22 protein-coding genes are annotated in these 25,958 nt (G+C 62.1%); 8 read left to right on the forward strand and 14 right to left on the reverse strand.

Translation table 11 applies throughout. The features are described 5' to 3' along the window. Window positions 1–46 precede the first annotated feature (46 nt). From guaA to ABTV29_RS25955, 8 genes are all read right to left on the reverse strand, one after another. Window positions 47–1,624: a glutamine-hydrolyzing GMP synthase gene (gene guaA, locus ABTV29_RS25920; protein ID WP_110966537.1), complete on the reverse strand. Its 1,578-nt coding sequence runs from the start codon at window positions 1,622–1,624 to the stop codon at window positions 47–49. A gap of 98 nt (window positions 1,625–1,722) precedes the next feature. Then, a complete protein-coding gene (guaB, locus tag ABTV29_RS25925) occupies window positions 1,723–3,192 on the reverse strand; it encodes an IMP dehydrogenase (RefSeq protein WP_433767429.1) in 1,470 nt (489 codons plus the stop codon). Between the two features lie 239 nt (window positions 3,193–3,431). Further along, window positions 3,432–3,980: a sugar ABC transporter ATPase gene (locus ABTV29_RS25930; RefSeq protein WP_433767430.1), complete on the reverse strand. Its 549-nt coding sequence runs from the start codon at window positions 3,978–3,980 to the stop codon at window positions 3,432–3,434. A gap of 196 nt (window positions 3,981–4,176) precedes the next feature. Beyond that, a complete protein-coding gene (gene purT, locus ABTV29_RS25935) occupies window positions 4,177–5,358 on the reverse strand; it encodes a formate-dependent phosphoribosylglycinamide formyltransferase (protein ID WP_433767431.1) in 1,182 nt (393 codons plus the stop codon). A 100-nt stretch (window positions 5,359–5,458) separates the two neighbouring features. Next, window positions 5,459–5,926 (reverse strand): VUT family protein, encoded by a 468-nt coding sequence (locus ABTV29_RS25940; protein WP_110966532.1) that lies wholly within the window; start codon window positions 5,924–5,926, stop codon window positions 5,459–5,461. Between the two features lie 210 nt (window positions 5,927–6,136). Next, the gene (locus tag ABTV29_RS25945; protein ID WP_433767432.1) at window positions 6,137–6,352 is read right to left on the reverse strand and encodes a DUF1289 domain-containing protein; all 216 of its coding nucleotides are present in this window, start codon (window positions 6,350–6,352) and stop codon (window positions 6,137–6,139) included. Next, window positions 6,349–6,873 carry a gamma carbonic anhydrase family protein gene (locus ABTV29_RS25950; protein WP_027924900.1) on the reverse strand — a complete coding sequence of 175 codons (525 nt, stop codon included), beginning with the start codon at window positions 6,871–6,873 and terminating at the stop codon, window positions 6,349–6,351. The genes ABTV29_RS25945 and ABTV29_RS25950 overlap by 4 nt, the downstream gene beginning before the upstream one ends. 48 nt (window positions 6,874–6,921) lie before the next feature. After that, window positions 6,922–7,521, reverse strand: a complete 600-nt coding sequence (locus ABTV29_RS25955; protein WP_433767433.1) for a CoA pyrophosphatase — start codon at window positions 7,519–7,521, stop codon at window positions 6,922–6,924. A 147-nt stretch (window positions 7,522–7,668) separates the two neighbouring features. Between ABTV29_RS25955 and ABTV29_RS25960 the strand changes: the two genes are divergently transcribed. The 7 genes from ABTV29_RS25960 to nagE all read left to right on the forward strand — a co-directional run bounded on the left by ABTV29_RS25960 (window position 7,669) and on the right by nagE (window position 16,395). Next, on the forward strand, window positions 7,669–8,217 hold the full coding sequence (locus ABTV29_RS25960; RefSeq protein WP_110966528.1) for an NUDIX hydrolase: 549 nt from the start codon (window positions 7,669–7,671) through the stop codon (window positions 8,215–8,217). 49 nt (window positions 8,218–8,266) lie between these two features. Beyond that, window positions 8,267–8,770 (forward strand): L,D-transpeptidase family protein, encoded by a 504-nt coding sequence (locus ABTV29_RS25965; protein WP_433767434.1) that lies wholly within the window; start codon window positions 8,267–8,269, stop codon window positions 8,768–8,770. Between the two features lie 295 nt (window positions 8,771–9,065). Further along, on the forward strand, window positions 9,066–9,797 hold the full coding sequence (locus ABTV29_RS25970) for a GntR family transcriptional regulator (protein WP_433767435.1): 732 nt from the start codon (window positions 9,066–9,068) through the stop codon (window positions 9,795–9,797). Window positions 9,798–9,860: 63 nt separating this feature from the next. Next, window positions 9,861–10,967 (forward strand): N-acetylglucosamine-6-phosphate deacetylase, encoded by a 1,107-nt coding sequence (gene nagA, locus ABTV29_RS25975; protein WP_433772026.1) that lies wholly within the window; start codon window positions 9,861–9,863, stop codon window positions 10,965–10,967. Further along, window positions 10,948–11,970, forward strand: coding sequence for an SIS domain-containing protein (locus ABTV29_RS25980; RefSeq protein WP_433767436.1), 1,023 nt, complete (start codon window positions 10,948–10,950; stop codon window positions 11,968–11,970). The genes nagA and ABTV29_RS25980 overlap by 20 nt, the downstream gene beginning before the upstream one ends. Window positions 11,971–12,132: 162 nt before the next feature. Further along, window positions 12,133–14,649, forward strand: coding sequence for a phosphoenolpyruvate--protein phosphotransferase (gene ptsP / locus ABTV29_RS25985; RefSeq protein WP_433767437.1), 2,517 nt, complete (start codon window positions 12,133–12,135; stop codon window positions 14,647–14,649). Between the two features lie 30 nt (window positions 14,650–14,679). After that, on the forward strand, window positions 14,680–16,395 hold the full coding sequence (gene nagE, locus ABTV29_RS25990) for an N-acetylglucosamine-specific PTS transporter subunit IIBC (protein ID WP_433767438.1): 1,716 nt from the start codon (window positions 14,680–14,682) through the stop codon (window positions 16,393–16,395). 184 nt (window positions 16,396–16,579) lie between these two features. Here nagE and ABTV29_RS25995 read toward each other — a convergent pair whose 3' ends face one another. Continuing rightward, window positions 16,580–16,891 carry an NGG1p interacting factor NIF3 gene (locus ABTV29_RS25995; RefSeq protein ID WP_433767439.1) on the reverse strand — a complete coding sequence of 104 codons (312 nt, stop codon included), beginning with the start codon at window positions 16,889–16,891 and terminating at the stop codon, window positions 16,580–16,582. Window positions 16,892–16,896: 5 nt separating this feature from the next. Further along, window positions 16,897–20,793, reverse strand: a complete 3,897-nt coding sequence (purL, locus tag ABTV29_RS26000; protein WP_433767440.1) for a phosphoribosylformylglycinamidine synthase — start codon at window positions 20,791–20,793, stop codon at window positions 16,897–16,899. 286 nt (window positions 20,794–21,079) lie between these two features. Between purL and mltF the strand changes: the two genes are divergently transcribed. Continuing rightward, window positions 21,080–22,540, forward strand: coding sequence for a membrane-bound lytic murein transglycosylase MltF (gene mltF, locus ABTV29_RS26005; RefSeq protein ID WP_433767441.1), 1,461 nt, complete (start codon window positions 21,080–21,082; stop codon window positions 22,538–22,540). A gap of 84 nt (window positions 22,541–22,624) precedes the next feature. Here the strand turns inward: mltF and pdxJ are convergent, their stop codons facing one another. The 4 genes from pdxJ to rnc all read right to left on the reverse strand — a co-directional run bounded on the left by pdxJ (window position 22,625) and on the right by rnc (window position 25,854). Then, window positions 22,625–23,371 carry a pyridoxine 5'-phosphate synthase gene (gene pdxJ / locus ABTV29_RS26010; protein WP_433767442.1) on the reverse strand — a complete coding sequence of 249 codons (747 nt, stop codon included), beginning with the start codon at window positions 23,369–23,371 and terminating at the stop codon, window positions 22,625–22,627. Between the two features lie 49 nt (window positions 23,372–23,420). Further along, window positions 23,421–24,104, reverse strand: a complete 684-nt coding sequence (gene recO / locus ABTV29_RS26015; RefSeq protein WP_433767443.1) for a DNA repair protein RecO — start codon at window positions 24,102–24,104, stop codon at window positions 23,421–23,423. A 165-nt stretch (window positions 24,105–24,269) separates the two neighbouring features. After that, complete coding sequence (gene era / locus ABTV29_RS26020) at window positions 24,270–25,172, reverse strand: GTPase Era (protein ID WP_433767444.1); 903 nt, start codon at window positions 25,170–25,172, stop codon at window positions 24,270–24,272. Then, window positions 25,165–25,854, reverse strand: a complete 690-nt coding sequence (rnc, locus tag ABTV29_RS26025) for a ribonuclease III (protein ID WP_110966515.1) — start codon at window positions 25,852–25,854, stop codon at window positions 25,165–25,167. The genes era and rnc overlap by 8 nt, the downstream gene beginning before the upstream one ends. Window positions 25,855–25,958: the final 104 nt, after the last annotated feature.

Consider the following 25,958-nt stretch of genomic DNA (forward strand, 5'->3'; position numbering starts at 1 on the left):
GGCCAGGTTTTTTTCTTGGTGCGTCACTGCAACCTGTGTCGCGGGATCATTCCCACTCAATGGTCGCCGGTGGCTTGCTCGACACGTCGTAGGTGACGCGGGAGATGCCTTCGATTTCATTGATGATGCGGCCGGAAACGGTTTCCAGCAGCTCGTAAGGCAGGTGAGCCCAACGCGCGGTCATGAAGTCGATGGTCTCTACGGCACGCAGGGCGACGACCCAGGCGTAACGACGGCCATCGCCAACCACGCCTACCGATTTCACCGGCTGGAACACCACGAATGCCTGGCTGACCTTGTGATACCAGTCGGCCTTGCGCAGCTCTTCGATGAAGATGTGGTCGGCGCGACGCAGCAGGTCGGCGTATTCCTTCTTCACTTCACCGAGGATCCGCACGCCCAGGCCAGGACCCGGGAACGGGTGACGGTAGACCATGTCGTACGGCAGGCCCAGCTCCAGGCCCAGACGACGGACTTCGTCCTTGAACAGCTCACGCAGCGGTTCAACCAGCTTGAGGTTCATTTCTTCCGGCAGGCCGCCAACGTTGTGGTGCGACTTGATCACGTGAGCCTTGCCGCTTTTCGCGCCAGCCGACTCGATCACGTCCGGGTAGATGGTGCCCTGGGCCAGGTACTTGATGTTGTCCAGCTTGCAGGATTCGGCATCGAACACGTCGATGAAGGTACGGCCGATGATCTTGCGCTTCTTCTCAGGGTCGGCTTCGCCGGCCAGGTTGTTGAGGAACTGGTCCTCGGCGTTGGCGCGGATCACCTTGACGCCCATGTTCTCGGCGAACATGGCCATCACTTGCTCGCCTTCGTGCAGACGCAGCAGGCCGTTGTCGACGAAGACGCAGGTCAGCTGGTCGCCGATTGCCTTGTGCAACAGCGCAGCAACCACGGAGGAGTCGACACCGCCGGACAGGCCGAGCAGCACGTTGTCGGTGCCGACCTGGGCGCGAACCTGGGCGATGGCGTCTTCAGCGATTTTCGACGGAGTCCACAGTGCTTCGCAGCCGCAGATATCGAGGACGAAGCGCGACAGGATGCGACCGCCCTGCTTGGTGTGGGTCACTTCCGGGTGGAACTGCACGCCGTAGTAAGCGCGTTCGTCGTTGAACATGCCGGCGATCGGGCAGCTCGGGGTGCTGGCCAGGATGTGGAAGTCGCCTGGCATTTTGGTGACCTTGTCACCGTGGCTCATCCACACGTCGAGGCCGAACAGGCCGTCGGCGTCGACGTGGTCTTCGATACCGTCCAGCAAGCGGCTCTTGCCGACCACGTCGACACGGGCGTAACCGAACTCACGCAGTTCGGAGCCTTCTACCTTGCCGCCCAGCTGTTCGGCCATGGTCTGCATGCCGTAGCAGATACCGAAAACCGGTACGCCCAGGTCCCAGACCGCCTGTGGTGCGCGCGGGCTGTCCGCCACGTGTACCGACTCCGGGCCGCCCGCGAGGATGATCCCCTTTGGCGCGAATTCGCGGATCGCTTCGTCATCCATGTCGAACGGGTGCAGTTCGCAGTACACGCCGATCTCGCGTACGCGGCGAGCGATCAGTTGGGTGTACTGGGAACCGAAGTCGAGGATCAGGATGCGGTGAGCGTGAATATCGAGGGCCATGATTCAGTCTCGTCTAAGTCATTCAGAAACAGTCGTGATTCAGAAACAACTCGGGGCTGAATCAAACAGCCCCGGTCGTTAACTTTTTACTTGAAGGCTCAACCTACGCGGTAGTTCGGCGCTTCCTTGGTGATCTGCACGTCGTGGACGTGGGACTCGGCCATGCCAGCGCCGGTGATCCGCACGAACTCAGGCTTGGTGCGCATTTCTTCGATGTTGGCGCTACCGGTGTAGCCCATCGAGGAACGCAGGCCGCCCATCAACTGGTGGATGATCGCGCTCAGGGTGCCCTTGTACGGAACACGCCCTTCGATGCCTTCCGGAACCAGCTTCTCGGCGCCTGCCGAGGAATCCTGGAAGTAACGGTCGGAGGAACCTTGAGCCTGGGACATGGCGCCCAGCGAACCCATGCCACGGTAAGCCTTGTACGAACGGCCCTGGAACAGTTCGATTTCGCCCGGAGCCTCTTCGGTACCGGCGAACATCGAGCCCATCATCACGCAGGAAGCACCGGCAACGATGGCTTTGGACAGGTCACCGGAGAAACGGATGCCGCCGTCGGCGATCAACGGAACACCGGTGCCTTCAAGGGCAGCGGCGACGTTGGCGATGGCACTGATCTGAGGAACGCCGACACCGGCGACGATACGGGTGGTGCAGATCGAGCCAGGGCCGATACCGACCTTGACGGCGTCAGCGCCGGCTTCGGCCAGGGCCTTGGCGGCAGCGCCGGTGGCGATGTTGCCGCCGATGACCTGCACTTCAGGGAAATTCTGTTTGACCCAGCGAACGCGGTCGATCACACCCTTGGAGTGACCGTGAGCGGTGTCGACCACCACCACGTCAACGCCGGCATTGACCAGGGCGGCAACGCGGTCGCCGGTGTCTTTACCGGTACCGACGGCGGCGCCAACGCGCAGACGACCTTGATCGTCCTTGCTGGCCAGCGGATAAGCCTTGGCTTTTTCGATGTCGTTGACGGTCATCATGCCCTTGAGGGCGAACTTGTCGTCGACGATCAGCACGCGTTCGATGCGGTGCTTGTGCAGCAGCTCGCGAACGTCGTTCTTGTCGGCGCCTTCCTTGACAGTGACCAGACGCTCTTTAGGCGTCATCACTTCGCGGACACTGGCGTCCAGACGGCTTTCGAAACGCACGTCACGGGAAGTGACGATGCCGACCAGGTCGCCATCGTGCAGCACCGGAACGCCGGAAATATTGTGCAGGCGGGTCAGTTCGAACAGGTCACGAACCGTGGCGTCAGCCTCGATGGTGATCGGGTCCTTGACGACACCGGCTTCGAACTTCTTGACCTTGCGCACTTCGGCAGCTTGCTGCTCGATGGTCATGTTCTTGTGGATGATGCCGATGCCACCTTCCTGAGCCATGGCGATTGCCAGACGGGCTTCAGTAACGGTGTCCATGGCGGCAGAAACCAGAGGAATGTTCAGCTCGATGCCACGGGTAAGGCGGGTTTTCAGACTGACTTCGTTAGGAAGTACCTCGGAATAACCGGGCACGAGGAGAATGTCGTCGAATGTCAGAGCTTCTTGGCTGATACGCAGCATCGCGGGGGCTCCCGAGCGGGAAAATGGAAGCGCGCCATTATAGTCAGACACCCCTTCGGGTTCAATGTAAAACTCTGTCTATTATTGGCATTACTGATATACGGAGATTACATTCGCCAGATTGCTGCTTTTTTGTAGGAGCGAGCCTGCTCGCGATGAACTTGAACGCGACGCTTGTCTCCAGACAGCCCGCGTCATCGTTCACGACCATCGCGAGCAGGCTCGCTCCTACAAGGTCATCAGAGTTCGACTTTGACCCAGCTGACGGGTTGATCGAGCCAATCGGCGAATTCGTCGAGAAAGCTCTGCTTGAATCCGGCTTCGGCCCAGTTGTTGAAGATGAAGCCCAGATTGGAGAAGCCGCATTCCTGCAGGTACAGGAAGCCGTTGATGTCGTCTTCATGCCCGCATTCCGGGCAGGTGAAGTTATCGGTGCGCCCGGGCATCCAGTCTTCCAGGCTTTCAAACAGCGCTTCGCCGATTTCCTGGCGGCACTCGGCACACCCCGCCTCGCCCAGGAAACCCTTGGCAGGCGTATAGATGCAGCGCTTGGTGATGATTTCCAGGCCATTGATCTGTTCACCGAACGGCAGCGCGTCGGGGTGCAGGACCACGGCACGGGCACCTTCGCCAATGGCGTGGGCCATGCGGTTACCGGTGCGACCGCATGTCGTGAGCTCTTCCTGGATGATGTTCTTGCGCACCAGCCAACGCACGATCGCCCGGGCCCGGGGCTCGTGCACCGGCAGTGTGGAGATTTTCGGGACGATGATGCTTTGGGAGTTCATGGGGGGACAGGCCTGGAGCGTTGATAAATGATCGGACGCGAATTACCTGTAGGAGCGAGCCTGCTCGCGATGGTCGCTAACGATAACGCGTAATCCCTGATTAAACGCGTTGCCCTCTGGTCCATCGCGAGCAGGCTCGCTCCTACAAGGTTCAGCCGACGAGCCTTTAGAAGGTATAGGCCCGCCGCAGCTGTTTTTACAGCTCGACGACAACCGCCTGAGAAGCACGGGTCGCCTTGGCGCGGGCAGCTTCGATCGACTCGTCGCGCGCCAGGGCCACACCCATGCGGCGCTGGCCGTTGACCTCAGGCTTGCCGAACAGGCGCAGCGCGGTATCCGGCTCGCTCAGCGCGGCGCCCAGGTTGGCGAACGCAGTCTGGGTCGACTGCCCTTCCACCAGAATCACCGCCGAAGCCGAAGGCCCGAACTGGCGCACCACCGGGATCGGCAGGCCGAGGATCGCTCGTGCATGCAGGGCGAACTGCGACAGATCCTGGGAAATCATGGTGACCATGCCGGTGTCGTGCGGGCGCGGCGACACTTCGCTGAACCACACCTGATCACCTTTGATGAACAGCTCGACGCCAAACAGACCACGGCCGCCCAGGGCCTCGGTGACGGCCTTGGCCACGCGCTCGGATTCCGCCAGGGCAACCGGGCTCATGGCTTGTGGCTGCCAGGATTCCTGGTAGTCGCCTTTTTCCTGACGGTGGCCGACCGGCGCCAGGAACGTAGTGCCGCCGACGTGACGCACGGTCAGCAGGGTGATTTCGTAGTCGAAATCGATGAAGCCTTCGATGATCACCCGGCCTTTACCGGCACGGCCGCCTTCCTGTGCGTAGTCCCAGGCCTTCTGCACGTCATCGGTGCTGCGCAGCAGGCTCTGGCCTTTGCCCGAGGAACTCATGACCGGCTTGACCACACACGGGAAACCGAGGTCTTCGACGGCCTTGCTGTAGTCCTCGAAGGTATCGGCGAAGTGGTAAGGCGAAGTCGGCAGGTCCAGCTCTTCGGCAGCCAGGCGACGGATGCCTTCGCGGTTCATGGTCAGCTGCGTGGCACGGGCGGTCGGGATCACGGTGAAGCCTTCGGCTTCCAGTTCCACCAGGGTCGCGGTGGCGATGGCTTCGATTTCCGGCACGATGAAGTGCGGCTTCTCGGCCTCGATCACCGCACGCAGAGCGGCACCGTCGAGCATGTTGACCACGTGGCTGCGGTGGGCAACCTGCATGGCCGGGGCGTTGGCGTAACGGTCCACGGCAATCACTTCAACGCCCAGGCGTTGCAGCTCGATCACCACTTCCTTGCCCAACTCGCCACAGCCACACATCAATACGCGGGTCGCGGTGGGCGACAATGGGGTTCCGATACGGGTCATCTGAAGGTCCTCAAGGAAGCGGATCATCGAGGGAAGCAGCGTCTTGCGCGCATCCCGTGGGAGAAAGCGCGGCATTTTACATGAACCGCAGGCTTTGGCTTCAGCTGACGACGGCCTGTTTACGCAGGCGCCAGGCCATGATCAGCCACACGGCAGTGACCCCGGCGAACTTCGAGCCCAGGGCGGTGAGGATCACGCCGGGGGTCAGCGCATCGATCATGCCGAAAAAGATGAAGGTATCGAGGGGAATGCTCAGGGCCGAACTTATCCACAGGCGGTCATGCAGCGGGCGCTTGGTGATGCTGAACACCAGCCAGTCGATGCATTCGGACACGGCGAACGCCGTGGCACTGGCCAGGGCGATGGAGGGATCGGAGGTGATATAGGAAAGCACCAGCGCCACCAGCATGGCCACGATGGCACCGTGGCCGAAGCGGGTTTGCACCATGTCGCGCAGGATAAACACCAGCCCGCCCCAGGCCGACCAGATGATGTCCAGGTGCGGGGCAGTGGAAAAAGCGAAGTTGATCAGCACGACGCTGCTGATGTAGGCGATGAGGAAGAGCATGGGGGCACCTGTCAAATTGGAGCACAGGATACTGTAGGAGCGAGCACGCTCGCGATGGTCGTCAACGATAACGCGGGAAATCTGGTTCCCCGCGGTGTTATGTAGGAGCGAGCCTGCTCGCGATGGTCGTTAACGATAACGCGGAGGATCTGGTTCCCCGCGGTGTTCTTGAGACCATCGCGAGCGTGCTCGCTCCTACGGGGGGCGCCCTTATTTCCCCGGTTTTGCCCCGATCATCCACACCAACCCGCTGGACTTGGCCCGCTCATGACACAACTCCAGCACCTTGCGGCGTTCTGCGTTGTCCATCCGGCTCCAGCGGGTGATTTCTTCCACCGTGCGCTGGCAACCGGTGCAGATGTCATCGTCGTCCAGCGCGCAAATATTCACGCAGGGCGATAAAACCGGACGTTCTGGCGTGGTCATTCTTCTTGCTCGGCCAGGTCGCGGGCGTAACGCTGGGAGTTATGCACGTAGTGGGCGGCGCTGGCTTCCAGCATCTTTTTCTGCGGCTCGGTCAGCTCGCGCACCACTTTGCCGGGCGAGCCCATGACCAGCGAACCGTCCGGGATTTCCTTACCTTCGCCGATCAGCGAATTGGCGCCGATGATGCAGTTCTTGCCGATCTTCGCGCCGTTGAGAATCACTGCGTTGATGCCGATCAGGCTGTAGTCGCCGACCGTGCAGCCGTGAAGCATGGCGTTGTGGCCGATGGTCACGCCGGTACCGATGGTCAGCGGGTAGCCCATGTCGGTGTGCATCACGGTGCCATCTTGCACGTTGCTGTTCTTGCCGATCAGGATCAACTCGTTGTCGCCGCGCAGCACGGCGTTGAACCAGACGTTGGCGCCCTCTTCCAGTTTGACCTTGCCCACCAGCACGGCGTTGGGTGCGACCCAACTCTGCGGATGGGTCTCGACACGGGCGTCGCCCAGGCGGTATTTCATGTGTTTGTCCTCAGGGCATCACGTGTTCAGGCCATTCGAATGATGGCTTCAGGTGTTGATAAAGCTTTTGGGAGGCTGGTGCAGGCTGATCCTGGCGTCATAGAGCAGGTTGATCAACTCGACCACCATGATCGCCGTCAGCCCCCAGATCTTGTACTCGCCATAGCGATAGCTCGGCACGTACCAGCTGCGGCCCTGATAATCGATACGGTGGGTGTGTTCGCGCGGGTCCTCGCGGAAAAACTCCAGCGGAACGCTGAATACCGCGGCGATTTCAGCATCGTTGGCCTGGTATTCGACAAAATCCGGAATCACGCCCACATAGGGGGTGACCTTGATGCCGTGCAGGGAGATCAACGGGCTCAGCGGGCCGATCACTTCGACCAGTCCCGGCGGCAGGCCGATCTCTTCTTCGGCCTCGCGCAGGGCGGTGAACACCAGGTCCGGGTCTTCGGGGTCGCGGCGACCACCGGGAAAGGCGACTTCGCCGCCATGGGTCGAAAGCCCGCTGGCGCGCAGGGTCAGCACCAGCTCCGGCTTATCACTACGAGTGATGGGCACCAGTACGGCAGCCTCGGGGAAACGACGGTCAGTCTCCAGCGTGCGCGGTGTGTGGTTACTTACCCGATGCAGTAGCTCATCCAGCATGAGTGTTCTCGATCTGTGCCTTACCCCGCATCATGCACCAATCGCTTCAGTCGCCCAACCCCCCGCAGAACGGTGTGTCGCTAAACGACAACTTGCCGACAGACACCGCCGCACGCCAAGATAGGCACAGCATTCAGGAACCCAAGCATGAAATTTTGCAGCCAGTGCGGTAACCCGGTAACCCAGCGCATTCCCGAAGGCGATTCGCGCCTGCGTTTTGTCTGTGACAGTTGCCAGGCCATCCATTACCAGAACCCCAACATCGTCGCCGGCTGCGTCGCGACCTGGGGCTCCAAGGTCCTGCTGTGTCGCCGCGCCATTGAGCCGCGCCTGGGTTACTGGACCCTGCCCGCCGGTTTCATGGAGAACGGTGAAACCATCGAACAGGCGGCCATTCGCGAAACCGCCGAGGAAGCCTGCGCCCGGGTGCGCAACCTGAGCATCTATACCCTGATCGATGTACCGCACATCAGCCAGGTGCATGTGTTTTTCCGCGCCGAACTGGCGGACCTGGACTTCGCCCCCGGTCCCGAGAGCCTCGAAGTGCAATTATTCGACGAAGCGGACATCCCTTGGGACGAGCTGGCTTTCCGCACCGTGGGCCGTACCTTAGAATGCTTCTTCGCTGACCGGCGGGCCGAGGTCTATCCCGTAAGGTCCGAATCGATCCCGCCGCTGGCTCAGCCTGCCAACTAAAAACATCTATAAATACATAAGTCGCGACACCTTCTGGGGAATCGTTTCAATGCGCTGGTTGCTTGCCCTGTTCTGCTTGTCGTTTGCTGCGCTCTCACAGGCTTCCACCGTGGGAATGTACGACGGCAAGGTCATCGAGAAAGTCCTGGTTCTCAAATCCGCCCACCAATTGCAATTGATCAATGACGGCAAGCCGCTCAAGACCTATCGCATTTCCCTGGGCCGCAACCCCAGGGGACAGAAACTGATGGAAGGCGACCGCCGCACCCCTGAAGGTTTCTATTGGATCGACTGGCGCAAGGTCAGTGACAAATTCAACCTGGCGATGCACATCTCCTACCCGAACATCAGCGACTCGGCCCGCTCCCGTCGCGAAAATGTCGACCCTGGCGGCATGATCATGATCCACGGCACCCCGGACACTGAAGAAAACCCCGAATCCCTGTTCCACACGCTGGACTGGACCGACGGTTGCGTGGCCATGCGCAACGTCGACATGCGCGAAGTCTGGAACCTGGTGCCCGATGGCACCATGATCGAAATCCGCCCGTAACGACGACCTTTCGTCGCTCTCGAAAAAATAAACTAAAAAAATCGCAGCCTTCGGCAGCTCCTACAGGGTGAATACCACTCCCACCTGTAGGAGCTGCCGAAGGCTGCGATCTTTGCTTTAAAAAATCCAACCTCTAATACCACTTCAAACCAGACCCCATCCTGCCCCTCCACAACGGCCGGTTTTACTGCACCTGACGCCCATCTCATGCGTTGACATGGTATTCAAGTGGTATTAGTTTTTTGTCCAACAACCGTGCGACAACAATCCTATATCCGCATCGGACCATGCCTGCATGAACGACCTCAGCGCCCTACGCCCCGACGATACCCAGCCGACGCCCCTGTACCTGCAACTGGCGCGCAATCTGGAAGCGGCCATCCATGCCGGCCAGTGGAAAGCCGAGCAGGCAATGCCATCGGAACGCAGCCTGAGCGAAACCCTGGGCATCTCCCGCGTCACCGCACGCAAGGCGCTGGAAGTGCTGTTCGAACAAGGCCTGATCCGGCGCAACCAAGGCTCTGGCACCTTCATCACTCCACGCCTGGAACAGCCGCTGTCACGCCTGTCCGGCTTCAGCGAAATGTTGCGTCTCAAGGGCTTTGTGCCGGGCTCGCAATGGCTGGAACGGGAAATCACCCTGCCCACCCATGAAGAGCTGATCCGCCTGGGCCTGTCACCCAACGACAAGGTGGCGCGCATGAAACGCCTGCGCAAAGCCGACGACACGGTGATGGCCATCGAGATGAGCACCCTGCCCGCTTCGATCATTCCCAAACCGCAGGCGGTGGGCGATTCCCTTTACGAATACCTCGATGGCATTGGCAAGCCGGTGGTCCGCGCCCTGCAGCACATCCAGGCGATCAACGCCTCGGACGAGTTCGCCGCACTGGTGGGCATCGCCCCCGGCACTGCCATGCTGCTGATGACACGGGTCGGCTACCTCGAAGACAACACGCCCATCGAAGTCACCGACACCTACTGCCGCAACGATTACTACGATTTTGTCGCAGAGCTTCGTAGATAAAGAGCTTCGCAGATGAAGAGCTTCGTCGATAAAGAACGCGCCGCCAAACACCGAGATTCGATCATGTCCGAAGACAACATCCTCACCGCCCAGGGCTGGGTTCGCGGCCGGCTGCACCACGAACACGGCAAGATCCTGTCCATCGAAGGCGTGCCCTGCGATCCGGCGGACAATGACCTGCCCTATCTACTGCCGGGTTTCATCGACCTGCACGTTCACGGCGGTGGCGGCAAGGACATCATGGAGGGCGCGCCCGCCTTCGAAACCATCTGCAAAACCCATGTGCGCTTCGGCACCACGTCGCTGCTGGCCACCACCATGACGGCGCCGAGCGAGGAAATTTCCAAAGTGCTCGAGGCTGTAGGCCAATTCTGCGAGCAACGTTCACCAGGCAGCGCCCGGATCCTGGGTGTGCATCTGGAAGGGCCCTACATCAATCCGGGAAAACTCGGCGCACAACCCAACTTCGCCCACACGGCGATGCTGGCCGAAGTCGAAGCCTACCTGGCCCTGGCGCCGATCCGGGTGATCACCATCGCCCCGGAAATCGCCGGTCACGATGCACTGATCCGCACCCTGAGCAGCCGAGGCATACGCATGCAGATCGGCCACACCCTGGGCAGCTATGAAGAAGGCGTCGCGGCCCTGGAAGCCGGCGCCACCAGCTTCACTCACCTGTACAACGCCATGAGCCCGTTGCATCACCGCGAACCCGGGATCGTCGGCGCGGCACTGGCCCATGCCCGATACGCCGAACTGATTCCGGATTTGCTGCACGTGCACCCCGGCGCGATCCGCGTGGCCCTGCGCTCGATCCCTTGCCTGTATTGCGTGACCGACTCCACCGCCGCCGCGGGCATGCCCGACGGTGAATACAAGCTCGGCAGCCACACCGTGACCAAGTGCCTGGGCGGCGTGCGCTTGCCCGACGGCACCCTGGCCGGCAGCACCCTGACCATGGATCAGGCCTTGCGCAACCTGGTGAAGATCGGCCTGCCCATCGCCGAGGCGTCGCAACGCCTGTCGCAATTTCCCGCCGATTACCTCGGCCTCAACGAACGCGGACGCCTGCAACCGGGCGCCTGGGCCGACTGCGTGCGGCTGGATCGCTCACTGAAACTGACCGCCGTCATGGTCGAAGGAGAAGACATTGACTTCAAAAATGCTTGAAGAGGCGCTGTCCTCGTTCGAGGCCGTGCAAGCTCAATTGCAGCAGCTCGACGCGCCAATGATCGAGATCGCCGGGCGCCTGCGCCGTCAGCCGCCTCAAGTGGCCATGACCGTGGCCCGCGGCAGCTCCGACCACGCCGCCAGTTACTTCGCCTACCTGACCATGCAGTTGCTGGGCATCCCGGTGGCCTCGTTGCCGATGTCGGTGGTGACCATGCAACAGGCACCGTTGAAGGTCAGTGGCCAGGTGGCGTTCGCCTTTTCGCAGTCGGGCCAGAGCCCTGATCTGGTCAACAGCCTGCGCTTGCTGCGCAAACGCGGCGCGCTGAGCATCGCCATGGTCAATGCCGCTGACTCGCCACTGGAGGCGGCTTGTGAATTCAGCCTGCCGCTGCTGGCCGGCATTGAAAGCAGCGTCGCCGCGACCAAGAGCTTCATCGCCACCCTCAGCGCCAGCGCCCGCTTGATCGGCCACTGGAAAGAAGACGCCGAACTGCTGGAAGCCGGCCGCGCCTTGCCCGAAGGCCTGCGCGAGGCCGCGCAACAGGACTGGAGCCTGGCCATCGAGGTCCTGCGCGATTGCCAGCGTTTGATGGTGATCGGCCGTGGCGCCGGGTTCGCCATCGCCCAGGAAGCGGCGCTCAAGTTCAAGGAAACCTCGGCGATCCAGGCCGAAGCCTTCAGCAGCGCCGAAGTGCGTCATGGCCCGATGGCCCTGATCGGCGAGCAATACCCCTTGCTGATCTTCGCCCCGCGCGGTGCCGAGCAGGCCGGCCTGCTGAGCCTGGCGGCGGACATGCGCCAGCGCGGCGCCCGGGTTTTGCTGGCGGCGCCGGACGACGTCACCGAGCGCGACCTGACCCTGACCCGCGCCGAACACCCGGCCCTCGATCCGATCCTGGCGATCCAGAGCTTCTACGTGATGGCCGCCGGCTTGGCCGTTGCACGGGGCATGGACCCGGATCAGCCACGGCACCTGAGCAAAGTGACGCGTACCCATTGAAGACACACCCCCCTGTAGGAGCGAGCCTGCTCGCGATGGTCGTTAACGATGACGCCGGCAGCCTGACACCCCGCGGTGTTCTGTCGTTCTTCGCGAGCAGGCTCGCTCCTACAGGGTCCGGGCGAATTTCTGAACCGTTGTTTCTCCTGATGAGACCGAGCCATGCACAACAACAATAAAGAGCTGACCCTCAGCGCCCCGCTCAGCGGCCCGGTGCTCACGCTCGCCAAAGTCCCGGATGCGGTGTTCGCCAGCGGCGCCATGGGCGACGGGATCGCCATCGACCCACTCAACGACACCCTGCATGCGCCCTGCGCCGGCGTCGTGGTGCATGTCGCGCGTACCGGCCACGCCGTGACCTTGCGCGCCGACAACGGTGCCGAACTGCTGCTGCACCTGGGCCTGGACACGGTGGAGCTGCAAGGCCAGGGCTTTTCGATGCTGGTCCAGGAAGGCGCGCGGGTTGCCAACGGCCAGCCGCTGCTGCGCTACGAACAGGACCGGGTCGCGCAACAGTGCAAAAGCCTGGTCAGCCTGTTGATCCTCACCAACAGCCAGGATTTCCAGGCCCGCCCCATCACGCTCAAATCGGTAAAAGTCGGCGAGCCGTTGCTGCACATCATTCGCCGCCATGGCGCTGGTGCGGCGGCGGACGTGGAAGGCGTCGGCGAAGAACAGCTCGGTCACATCCGCATTGCCCACCGTGGCGGTTTGCATGCACGGCCCGCGGCGCTGATTCGCCAGACGGCACAAGGCTTCAAGAGCAAATCACAGCTGCATTTCGCCGGCAAATCGGCTAGCTGCGACAGCTTGATCGGACTGATGGGCCTGGCCATCGGCGAGCAGGACGAAGTGCAAGTCAGCTGCCAGGGCCCGGACGCCGAGGCCGCGCTCCAGGCGCTGTTGATCGCGTTGTCCACGGCTCTGCCGGAAGAGCATCACGCCGCCGCGCCGACGCCGGTGTTCCAGCGTAACCGGGTGGCTGAAGCCGGCGTGCTGCACGGTGTCTGCGCCGCACCGGGGCTGGTCGGCGGGCCATTGGTGCGCCTGAGCGCGATCAGCCTGCCGGTGGATAGCGGGGATAATGATCCGGCGCAACAACGGCAGGCCCTCGACACCGCACTGGCCCAGGTGCGCAGTGAAATCGCCGGCACCCTGACCCAGGCCAGAAAACTGAAGAACACCGACGAAGAAGCGATCTTCGCCGCCCATCTCGCGCTGCTTGAAGACCCGGCCTTGCTCGACGCCGCCAGCCTGTCCATCGACCAGGGCGGCGCCGCGACCCACGCCTGGAGCCAATCGATCGAGGCCCAATGCGAGGTGTTCCAGCAATTGGGCAGTTCGCTGTTGGCCGAACGCGCCAACGACCTGCGCGATCTCAAGCAACGGGTGCTGCGCGCCCTGCTCGGTGAAGCCTGGCATTACGACATAGCGCCGGGGGCCATCGTCGCCGCCCACGAATTGACCCCGTCCGATCTGCTGCAACTGTCCGAACAGGGCGTCGCCGGGTTGTGCATGGCCGAAGGTGGCGCGACCTCTCACGTGGCCATCCTCGCTCGAGGCAAAGGCTTGCCGTGCCTGGTCGCGCTCGGTTCGACACTGCTGGATCTGCCACCAGGCCAGGCGGTGGTGCTGGACGCCGACGGTGGTCGCCTCGAACTGACGCCGAGCGCCGAACGCCTGGCTCAGGTGCATCAGGCGCAGTCTGATCGGCAGCAACGCCGCGCCGAGCAACAGCGCCAGGCGCACACTCCGGCGCAGACCCGGGACGGCCAACGCATCGAGGTCGCGGCCAATGTCGCCTCCAGTGTCGAAGCCGCCGATGCCCTGGCCAACGGCGCGGACGGCGTCGGCCTGCTGCGCACCGAGTTCCTGTTCGTCGACCGCCAGACTGCACCGGACGAACAGGAGCAACACCGCGCCTATCAAGCCGTGCTCGACGCCATGGGCGACAGGTCGGTGATCATTCGCACCATCGACGTCGGCGGCGACAAGCAACTCGATTACCTGCCGCTACCCGCCGAAGCAAACCCGGTGCTCGGCCTGCGCGGGATCCGCCTGGCCCAGGCCCGCCCGGAGCTGCTCGACCAGCAGCTGCGCGCCCTGCTGCATGTCACGCCGCTGTCCCGTTGCCGGATCCTGTTGCCGATGGTCACCGAAGTCGATGAGCTGCTGCACATCCGCCAGCGCCTCGATGCCCTGTGCACCGAACTGGGCCTGAGCGAGCGCCCTGAACTCGGCGTGATGATCGAAGTGCCGGCCGCCGCGCTGTTGGCGGAACAGCTGGCCGAGCACGCGGACTTCCTGTCCATCGGCACCAACGATCTGTCGCAATACACCCTGGCCATGGACCGCGACCACGCCGGCCTCGCCTCGCGGGTCGATGCCCTGCACCCGGCGCTGCTGCGACTGATCGCCCAGACCTGTGCCGGTGCCGCGCAGCACGGACGTTGGGTCGGCGTATGCGGCGCACTGGCCTCCGACCCGCTGGCCACGCCGGTGTTGATCGGGCTGGGAGTCAGCGAACTGTCGGTAAGCCCGGTGCAGGTCGGCGAAATCAAGGATCGAGTGCGTCACCTCGATGCCAGCGAATGCCGGCGTATCAGCCAAGGTCTGCTCAAGCTGAGCAGCGCCAGCGCGGTGCGTCACGCCTGTCATCAACATTGGCCTCTGAGCTAAAGAACAATAAAAAATCCAGGGAGAACCGCCATGTACCAATACTTCATCGAAGGCCTGCAGCGCCTCGGCCGCGCACTGATGCTGCCGATCGCGATCCTGCCGATTGCCGGCTTGCTGCTGCGCCTGGGCGACACTGACCTTTTGAACATCGCCATCATCCACGATGCCGGCCAGGTGATTTTCGCCAACCTGGCGCTGATCTTCGCCATCGGCATCGCCGTGGGCTTCGCCAGGGACAACAACGGCACGGCGGGTCTGGCCGGGGCCATTGGTTATCTGGTGATGGTCTCCACGCTCAAGGTGCTGGATACGAGCATCAACATGGGCATGCTCGCCGGGATCATCAGCGGCCTGATGGCCGGTGCGCTGTACAACCGCTTCAAGGACATCAAGCTGCCGGAGTACCTGGCCTTCTTCGGCGGTCGGCGTTTCGTGCCAATCGTCACCGGTTTCAGCGCGGTCGGGCTGGGCGTGGTATTTGGCCTGATCTGGCCGCCGATCCAGCATGGCATCAACAGCTTCGGGGCCCTGCTGCTGGAGAGCGGCAGTTTTGGCGCGTTCGTTTTCGGCGTGTTCAACCGCCTGCTGATCGTCACCGGCCTGCACCACATCCTCAACAACATGGCGTGGTTCGTGTTCGGCAACTTCACCGACCCGAGCACCGGCGCCCTGGTCACCGGTGACCTGTCGCGCTACTTTGCCGGCGACCCGAAAGGCGGCCAATTCATGACCGGCATGTTCCCGGTGATGCTCTTCGGCCTGCCTGCCGCTTGCCTGGCGATGTACCGGAACGCCCTGCCGGAACGGCGCAAGATCATGGGCGGGATTTTCCTGTCGATGGCCCTGACCTCGTTTTTGACCGGCGTTACCGAGCCCATCGAATTCGCCTTCATGTTCCTCGCGCCGCTGCTCTTTCTGCTCCACGCATTGCTGACTGGCCTGTCCATGGCCGTCACCAATCTGTTGAATATTCACCTCGGATTCACCTTCTCCGGCGGCTTCATCGACATGATTCTCGGCTGGGGCAAATCCACCAACGGCTGGCGGGTCATTCCGGTGGGCCTGGCTTATGCGGTGGTGTACTACCTGGTGTTCGACTTCTGCATCCGCCGCTTTAACCTCAAGACGCCGGGACGCGAAGACAGTGCCACCGTCGAGAAAACCACAGTGGCCGAAAGCGACCGCGCCGGGGCCTATATCAAGGCATTGGGTGGCGCAGAAAACCTCATTACCGTCGGCGCCTGCACCACGCGCTTGCGCCTGGACATGGTCGATCGCAACAAGGCCTCGGACGCGGACTTGAAAGCCCTGGGCGCCATGGCCGTGGTGCGACCGGGCAAGGGCGGCAGTTTGCAGGTAGTGGTCGGACCGATGGCTGACAGCATTGCCGATGAGATTCGCCTGGCGATGCCCGCATTGGGCCGCGCATTGATCTCTACCCCGGCTGTCGTTGTCGACGCGCCGCCCACTGCCTGCGTGCCGACATCTGAAGCCCAGCAGTGGCTGCACGCCATCGGCGGTGGCGACAATGTGCTGCAACTGGACTGCGTGGCCATGACCCGCATTCGCCTGCAACTGGCCGATGGTAAGGCGTTGTCGGAGTGCGATCTGAAGGCGCTGGGGTGTCAGGGTGTGAGTCAGCTTGAGGGCGGGATCTGGCACCTGTTGGTGGGCGACAGGGCGGCGAGTTTGAGTGGCGCGCTGGAGGTGCTGGTCAATCGCAGTGAGGTGAGTGCCAAGGTTTAGATTGAGGGTGTCTGATAGTCCGTCATCGCGAGCAGGCTCGCTCCCACAATGGATCTGCGTATACCGGATCACTGTGGGAGCGAGCCTGCTCGCGATGGGGCCCTCACTTACACCACAAATCCCGGGCATTAAAAAACCCGCTGAAATCACTTCAGCGGGTTTTTCATTTCAGCAGCCTGGCGGATCAGAAATCCTCCAACCGCCACACCTCATAAGCCGGTGTCTCGTAGGGATGACTCTGTTTCAGAGCCGCCACCACCGAGCGAATCAACTCATCGGCCACGACCAGCTCAACCTTCCACTCCTCGACCCGTTCGACCTGCCCCGCTTCGCCAATGAACGGCTGACTGCCGTCCAATGGTCGAAACTGGCCCTGGCCGAACACCTGCCAGGCGCAATGATCGTAAGCAGCGATCCGTCCGCCACCGGCGGCGAATACGGCGCTCTTCACGTCTTCGACGTGACTGGTTGGAACAAAAAAGCTGAGCTTGTACACGACTCTTAGTTCACCCACACACGAGCATTACGGAACATGCGCATCCATGGCGCGTCTTCGTTCCAGTCGTCCGAACGCCACGAGTTCTGCACCGCGCGGAACACACGCTCCGGGTGCGGCATCATGATGGTCACGCGACCGTCGCGGCTGGTCAGGCCGGTGATCCCGCGCGGCGAGCCGTTCGGGTTGGCCGGGTAGTTCTCGGTGACCTTGCCGTGGTTGTCGACGAAACGCATCGCCACGCAACCGGACAGATCGGCTTCCAGCAGTGCTTCTTCGCTGGCGAACTCGGCATGGCCTTCACCGTGGGCGATGGCGATCGGCATGCGCGAACCGGCCATGCCTTGCAGGAAGATCGAGTTCGACTCCTGGATCTGCACCATGGCTACACGGGCTTCGAACTGCTCGGAACGGTTACGCACGAAGTGCGGCCAGAACTCGCTGCCCGGAATCAGCTCGTGCAGGTTGGACATCATCTGGCAACCGTTGCACACGCCGAGGGTGAAGCTGTCGTTACGTTCGAAGAAACCCTGGAACGCATCGCGGGCACGGCTGTTGAACAAGGCCGACTTGGCCCAGCCTTCGCCGGCACCCAGTACGTCGCCGTAGGAGAAACCGCCGCAAGCGACCATGCCCTTGAAGTCGTTCAGGTCGACACGGCCGGCCAGAATGTCACTCATGTGCACGTCGATCGCGTTGAAGCCGGCGCGGTCGAACGCGGCCGCCATTTCCACCTGACCGTTGACGCCCTGCTCACGCAGCACGGCAACCTGTGGGCGAATGCCTTTCTTGATGTAAGGCGCGGCGACGTCCTGGTTCACGTCGTAGCTGAGCTTGAAGTTCAGGCCCGGGTTGTCTTCTTCCAGCAGGACATCGAATTCCTGATCGGCGCAGTCGGCGTTGTCACGCAGGCGCTGGATCTGGTAGCTGGTCTCGGCCCACTGGCGTTGCAGCAGACGACGCTGGCCTTCGAACACGGTGTCGCCGTTGAAGGTGATGTTGATCTCGCCATTGTTGATCGGCTGACCGATCACCGATACGCAATCGCCCAGGCCGGCAGCGCTGAACTGCGCGAGGATGTCCGGGGTAGAGTCCTGGCGAACCTGGATCACGGCACCCAGTTCTTCGTTGAACAGGATCGCGGCGATGTCGGCGGAAGTATCCGCCAGGCTGTCGAGGTTCAGGCTCAGGCCGCAGTGGCCGGCGAACGCCATTTCCACGACGCTGGTCAGCAGACCGCCGTCGGAACGGTCGTGGTAAGCCAGCAGGTGGCCGTCGGCGTTGAGGCCCTGGATCACGGCGAAGAAGGCTTTCAGGTCTTCAGCGTCATCGACGTCCGGCGCCTGCTTGCCGAGCTTGCCGTGAACCTGGGCCAGGATCGAGGCGCCCATGCGGTTCTGGCCACGGCCCAGGTCGATCAGGATCAGATCGGTGGTGCCCTTGTCCATGCGCAGTTGCGGGGTCAGGGTCTGACGGATGTCAGTCACTGGCGCGAAACCGGTCACGATCAGGGACATTGGCGAGGTGACGGACTTCTCCACGCCTTCTTCGTTCCAGCGAGTGGCCATGGACATCGAGTCCTTGCCCACCGGAATGGTGATGCCCAGTTCAGGGCACAGTTCCATGCCGACCGCTTTCACGGTGTCGTACAGACGCGCGTCTTCGCCCGGGTGACCGGCGGCGGACATCCAGTTCGCCGACAGTTTGATGTCGGAGATCTTGCCGATGCGCGATGCAGCCAGGTTGGTCAGGGTTTCGCCGATGGCCATGCGGCCCGACGCCGGAGCGTCCAGCAGCGCCAGCGGAGTGCGCTCGCCCATCGCCATGGCTTCACCGGTGTAGACGTCGAAGCTGGTGGCGGTGACGGCAACGTCGGCCACCGGAACCTGCCACGGGCCGACCATCTGGTCGCGAGCCACGAGGCCGGTGATGGTGCGGTCGCCGATGGTGATCAGGAAGCTCTTGCTGGCCACGGCCGGGTGATGCAGGACGCGCTCGACGCTGTCGGCGATGTCCAGGGTCGACGGATCGAAGTCGTCGCCCAGCTCGGCTTCGCGTTTCACCGAACGGTGCATGCGCGGAGGCTTGCCCAGCAGTACTTCCAGTGGCATGTCCACCGGGCTGTTGCCGAAGTGGCTGTCGGTGACAGTCAGTTGCGGCTCGGCAGTGGCTTCGCCGACCACGGCGAACGGGCAACGCTCGCGTTCGCAGATCGCCTTGAAGCGCTCGAAGTCGGCCGGGCCGACAGCCAGCACGTAACGTTCCTGGGATTCGTTACTCCAGATTTCGTGCGGGGCCATGCCCGGCTCGTCGTTTGGAATGTTGCGCAGTTCGAAACGGCCACCGCGGTCGCCGTCGTTGACCAGTTCCGGGAAGGCGTTGGACAGGCCGCCCGCGCCCACGTCGTGGATGAAGCTGATCGGGTTCTTGTCGCCCAGCTGCCAGCAACGGTCGATGACTTCCTGGCAGCGACGTTCCATTTCCGGGTTTTCGCGCTGTACCGAAGCGAAGTCCAGGTCCGCCGAGCTGGTGCCGGTGGCCATGGAGGAAGCAGCGCCGCCGCCCAGGCCGATCAGCATCGCCGGGCCGCCGAGCACGATCAGCTTGGAGCCAACGACGATTTCGCCTTTCTGCACGTGTTCTTCACGGATGTTGCCCATGCCGCCAGCCAGCATGATCGGCTTGTGGTAACCGCGGACTTCGTCGCCGTGAGGGGTGGTGATCGACTGCTCGAACGTACGGAAGTAGCCGGTCAGCGCCGGACGACCGAATTCGTTGTTGAACGCAGCGCCGCCCAGCGGGCCTTCGATCATGATGTCCAACGCGGTGACGATGCGCTCGGGCTTGCCGTACGGCACTTCCCACGGCTGTTCGAAGCCAGGGATCTGCAGGTTGGACACGGTGAAACCGGTCAGGCCCGCTTTTGGCTTGGCGCCACGACCGGTTGCACCTTCGTCGCGGATCTCGCCACCGGAACCGGTGGACGCGCCCGGGAACGGGGCAATCGCGGTCGGGTGGTTGTGGGTCTCGACTTTCATCAGGATGTGCACCGGCTCCTGCACCGCACCGTACTGGCGGGTTTCAGGGTCCGGGAAGAAACGACCGGCCACGGAACCGACGATCACCGAAGCGTTGTCCTTATAAGCGGACAGAACGCCTTCGTTGTGCATCTGGTACGTGTTCTTGATCATGCCGAACAGGCTTTTTTCCTGGCTCTCGCCGTCGATGTCCCAACTGGCGTTGAAGATCTTGTGACGGCAGTGCTCGGAGTTCGCCTGGGCGAACATCATCAGTTCGATGTCGTGCGGGTTGCGCTTGAGGCCGACGAAGGCGGCGACCAGGTAGTCGATCTCGTCTTCGGCCAGGGCCAGGCCCAGTTCGACGTTGGCTTTCTCCAGCGCGGCACGGCCGCCACCGAGCAGGTCGATCGCGGTCAGTGGCTTGGGTTCGGCGTGGCTGAACAGGCCGGCAGCCTGCTCCAGGTTGCCCAGCACGATCTGGGTCATGCGGTCGTGCAGCGTATCGGCGATCACCTGGGCGTCAGCGTCGCTGAACTGGCCTGCCACATAGAAGGCAATGCCGCGCTCCAGGCGCTGGATTTTGCTCAGGCCGCAATTGCGAGCGATGTCGCTGGCCTTGCTCGACCATGGCGAGATGGTGCCGAAACGCGGCAGCACCAGGAACAGACGACCGGTCGGCTCCTGGACCGGAACGCTTGGACCGTACTTCAGAAGGCGCGCGAGCACCTGCTGTTCGTCGCCGGTCAGGACGCCGGTAACTTCGGCGAAGTGAGCGAATTCAGCATACAGGCCATTGACAGCTGGAACCTTCTGGCTCAGTTGCTCAAGGAGTTTGCTGTGGCGAAAGGCAGAAAGGGCAGGAGCGCCGCGCAGGATCAACATCTTCGGGACAGCCTCGGGAAGGGGGTGTGCTTTGAGGCCGTGCATTCTAGCCTAAACAGCCCGCGACATCACCCGAAACGCTACACACGGTTGCATTCGAGTACCAATCTGTGTTTCTGCCTCCAAAGTCAGGTTAATCGAGCGTGTGACGACAGCTTATTTTTACGCCGACAAAACCCAGACAAGACCCATTCCTGCGGGGTTGCGGCCGCCTTTGTGATCGCTAGCAGACTCGCCCTTTGCTGTCGAGATATGGCGCTCGTGGTCCTTTGCGTATACTGCGCAAATGTTTTCCCCAACGGCTTTGCGTCCGCGATATGCCAAATGGCTGATCGCAACCGGACTCTTCCTGATGCTCAGTGGCTGTGTTGATAAACCCAACACGCTGGAGCGCGTAAAGGAGGATGGTGTGCTGCGGGTGGTTACCCGAAACAGCCCCGCCACCTACTTTCAGGATCGCAACGGTGAAACCGGCTTCGAATACGAGCTGGTGAAGCGTTTCGCCGACGATCTGGGGGTGGAGCTCAAGATCGAGACCGCCGACAACCTCGACGACCTGTTCAACCAGGTCGGCAAGCCCAATGGACCGGTCCTCGCCGCCGCCGGCCTGGTCAGCAGTGAAGAACGCAAGAAGCAGGTGCGGTTCTCCCACTCCTACCTGGAAGTCACCCCGCAGATCATCTATCGCAACGGCCAGTCCCGCCCGACCGACGCGAAGGATCTTGTGGGCAAGAAGATCATGGTGCTCAAGGGCAGCACCCACGCCGATCAGCTGGCGCAACTGAAACAGAAATTCCCCGGCATCGAATATGAAGAGTCCGACGCGGTCGAGGTCGTTGATCTCCTGCGCATGGTGGATGAAGGTCAGATCGACCTGACCCTTGTGGACTCCAACGAAGTCGCGATGAACCAGGTGTATTTCACCAATATCCGGGTCGCCTTCGACCTGGGTGATGCCAAGGACCAGAGCTGGGCGGTGGCAACCGGCGATGACAACAGCCTGCTCAACGAAATCAACGAGTACATCGACAAGGTCAAGAAGAACGGCATGCTGCAACGCCTGAAGGACCGCTACTACGGGCACGTCGACGTTCTCGGCTACATGGGCGCCACCACCTTCGCCCAGCACTTGCAGCAACGCCTGCCCAAGTACGAACAGCACTTCAAGGCCTACGCCAAAAAAGAGAAGGTCGACTGGCGCCTGCTGGCGGCGGTCGGGTATCAGGAATCCCTGTGGCAACCGGCCGTCACTTCCAAGACCGGCGTGCGCGGCCTGATGATGCTGACCCAGAACACTGCGCAGGCCATGGGCGTGTCCAACCGCCTGGACCCCAAGCAAAGCATCATGGGCGGGGCGAAGTACCTGGCTTATATGAAGGATCAGCTGGACGAGTCGATCCAGGAACCGGATCGCACCTGGTTTGCCCTGGCGGCCTACAACGTGGGTATTGGCCATCTGGATGACGCGCGTAAGCTGGCGGCCAAGGAAGGGCTGAATCCGGACAAATGGCTGGACGTGAAGAAGATCCTGCCGCGCCTGTCCGAGAAGAAGTGGTACAGCAAAACCCGTTACGGCTACGCCCGTGGCGGCGAGCCTGTGCATTTCGTGGCGAACATCCGTCGCTACTACGACATCCTGACCTGGGTCACGCAGCCGCAGCTGGAAGGCGACCAGGTGGCCGAGGGCAAACTGCTGGTACCTGGGATCGACAAGACCAAACCGGCGCAGGAAAGCCCGCAGCTCTAAAAGCAAAGATCGCAGCCTTCGGCAGCTCCTACAGGGTTTTGTGTACACCTGTAGGAGCTGCCGAAGGCTGCGATCTTTTAATTTTTAGCCCTTGAGTGCGGCTGCCAAAATCAGCGCCTTCATCTCCGAAACCGCCGACTTGAAGCCCACAAACAGGGCATGGGCCACCAGCGCATGGCCGATGTTCAGTTCGTTGATGCCCTTGATCGCCGCCACGGCTTCGACGTTGTGATAGTGCAGGCCGTGGCCGGCATTGACGATCAGCCCCTGGGCCAGACCGAAGGCCACGCCGTCCGCGACACGCTTGAGCTCTTCGGCCACTTCGGTCGGTGTCTCGGCATCGGCGTAACGCCCGGTGTGCAGTTCGATGGCCGGTGCGCCAACACGGCGGGAAGCTTCGATCTGCCGCTCATCGGCGTCGATGAACAGCGATACTTCCGAGCCGATCTTCGACAGGCGCTCCACCGCCGCCTTGATCCTCGCCTCCTGCCCCGCCACGTCCAGGCCGCCTTCGGTGGTCAATTCCTGACGGGTTTCCGGGACCAGGCAAATGTGCGCCGGGCGAATGCGCTCGGCGAACGCCATCATTTCCTCGGTGACGCCCATTTCGAAGTTCATGCGGGTTTGCAGCACATCCTTGAGCACCAGCACATCGCGCTCCTGAATGTGCCGGCGGTCTTCGCGCAGGTGCACGGTGATGCCGTCAGCGCCCGCCTCTTCTGCGTCCAGGGCTGCCTTGACCGGGTCCGGGTAGCGTGTACCCCGGGCCTGACGCAGGGTGGCAACGTGGTCGATATTCACGCCAAGAAGAATGCGGGTGCTGGTGGTCACGGAAGCGCTCCAGAAGAAGAGAAAGTTCGGTGCACAGCATACGGGGTGATCAGGGCTTGCGAAACAGCTCGCGACTGACAAGTGGCCGGCCGCCCAGGTGAACGGCCAACGCCTGACGCATCAAGCGCTTGGCTGCGGACAGCGCGCCGGGCGCAGACCAGTCGGCTTCGGCCATGGCCAGCAACTCGATGCCATTGAACAGGCCCGGTTGCAGCAGGTAGACCCGCTCCAGCCCGGCATCCACTTGCAAGCGATAGAGACCGTCCGGGGCGATGGGCTCGCCATGAATGTCGCTGTTGAGGGCAAAGCCGTAGCCGAGGTCATCCAGCAACCGCCACTCGAACGAACGCAACAGTGGCTCCAGCGGCCGGCCTTCGGCCAGTGCCAGCAAGGTTGCGGCGTAGTGATCGAATACACCGGGATGGGGATCTTCGGCGGGCAGCAGGCGAATCAACAACTCGTTGAGATAGAGGCCACTGAACAGTGCTTCGCCGTTCAACCAGGTGGAAACACCGGCACTTTCCATGCGCCCGACATTCTTCAGCTCGCCACGCCCGCGAAACTCCACTTCCAGCGGCACGAAAGGCCGCGCCAGCGTCCCGGCCTTGCCCCGCGCACTGCGCAACACCGCCCGCAGCCGCCCTTGCGGCGTGAGGAAGTCCACCAGCGCACTGCTTTCGCGGTAGGCGCGGGAGTGGAGGACGTAGGCGGGTTGGCCGATTGGCTGGGACATGGAGCTCTCAATGACGGAACGCGGTTTTACAAACAACCCAAAACCACTGTGGGAGCGAGCCTGCTCGCGATTGGCCCTGTCAGCCAACATTATGTCGACTGACAGACCGCTATCGCGAGCAGGCTCGCTCCCACAGTGGGTATCGGTGTCCTAGGGATCCTGAAATTACAGGTCGCCGTAACCCAACGAACGCAACGCACGTTCATCATCGGACCAGCCACCCTTAACCTTCACCCAGAGGTTAAGCATGATCTTGGAGTCGAACAGCAGCTCCATGTCCTTGCGCGCCTCGGTGCCGATGCGCTTGATGCGCTCGCCCTTGTCGCCAATGATGATTTTCTTCTGGCCGTCACGTTCGACGAGGATCAGCGCATGAATGTGCAGGGTTTTCCCCTGCTGCTTGAACTCTTCGATTTCGACGGTGATCTGGTACGGCAGCTCGGCGCCCATCTGGCGCATGATTTTTTCACGTACCAGCTCGGCGGCGAGGAAGCGGCTGCTGCGGTCGGTGATCTGGTCTTCCGGGAAGAAGTGATCGTTTTCCGGCAACTGCTCGGCAATCACACGCTCCAGCGCGTCGAGGTTGTGCCCGTGCTGCGCCGAAATCGGGATGATCTGTGCGTTTGGCAGCTGTTCCTGCAACCAGGACAGGTGCGGCATCAGCTCGGCCTTGTCCTCGATGCGGTCGGTCTTGTTCAGCGCAACGATCAGCGGGCCGGTGACGTACTGCACACGCTCGAGGACCATCTGGTCTTCTTCGGTCCACTTGGTGCGATCAACCACGAAGATCACCACGTCGACGTCTTTCAACGCCGCCGAAGCGGTCTTGTTCATGTAGCGGTTCAGGGCCTTCTCGCCACCCTTGTGCATGCCGGGGGTGTCGACGTAGATCGCCTGCACATCGCCTTCGGTCTTGATGCCGAGCATGTTGTGGCGGGTGGTCTGCGGCTTGCGCGAGGTGATCGCCAGCTTCTGACCCAGAATGTGGTTGAGCAACGTGGACTTGCCCACGTTCGGACGGCCGACGATGGCAACATAGCCACAGCGAGTTGCGTTTGAATCAGTCATTGCCATTCTCCACACCCAGGGCAATCAGTGCTGCGGCGGCCGCTACCTGTTCGGCAATACGACGACTCACACCCTGACCTCGGCTTTTTTCATTCAGTAGGATGATTTCGCATTCGACGAAGAACGTCCGGCAATGCGGCTCACCCTGGATATCCACCACTTCGTAACGTGGCAGCTCGCACCCACGGGACTGCAGGAATTCCTGCAGGCGGGTTTTCGGGTCCTTGTTGGTATCGACCAGCGTCAGTCCTTCGAACTCGCCGGCCAGCCACGCCAGTACGCGCTCACGGGCGACTTCGATGCCCGCGTCCAGGTAGATCGCACCGATCAGCGCTTCCAGGGCATCGGCCAGAATCGACTCACGACGAAAACCGCCGCTTTTCAATTCGCCGGAACCCAGGCGCAGGTGTTCGCCCAGATCGAAACCACGGGCCAGTACGGCCAGGGTCTCACCTTTGACCAGGCGTGCGCGCAAACGCGACAACTGGCCTTCGCGGGCCAGCGGGAAGCGGTCGAACAGCGCCTCGCCGGCGACGAAGTTGAGGATGGCGTCACCGAGGAATTCCAGGCGCTCGTTGTTGCGCCCGGCAAAGCTGCGGTGAGTCAGGGCCAGGACCATCAGTTCCTGATCCTTGAAGGTGTAGCCGAGCTGACGCTCGAGACGGCTTAGGGAGGCGCTCACGGTTTACCCACGCTGAGTTCGTGGTTGGATTCCACCGCCATCGCCGGGATAAGGCGCAGGCTTGGGACAATTAACGCTGTGTTCAAAAATAACGTCCTGAATAT

The sequence above is a fragment of the Pseudomonas putida genome (genome assembly GCF_050989985.1).
In the GTDB taxonomy this organism is placed as follows: domain Bacteria; phylum Pseudomonadota; class Gammaproteobacteria; order Pseudomonadales; family Pseudomonadaceae; genus Aquipseudomonas; species Aquipseudomonas putida_AI.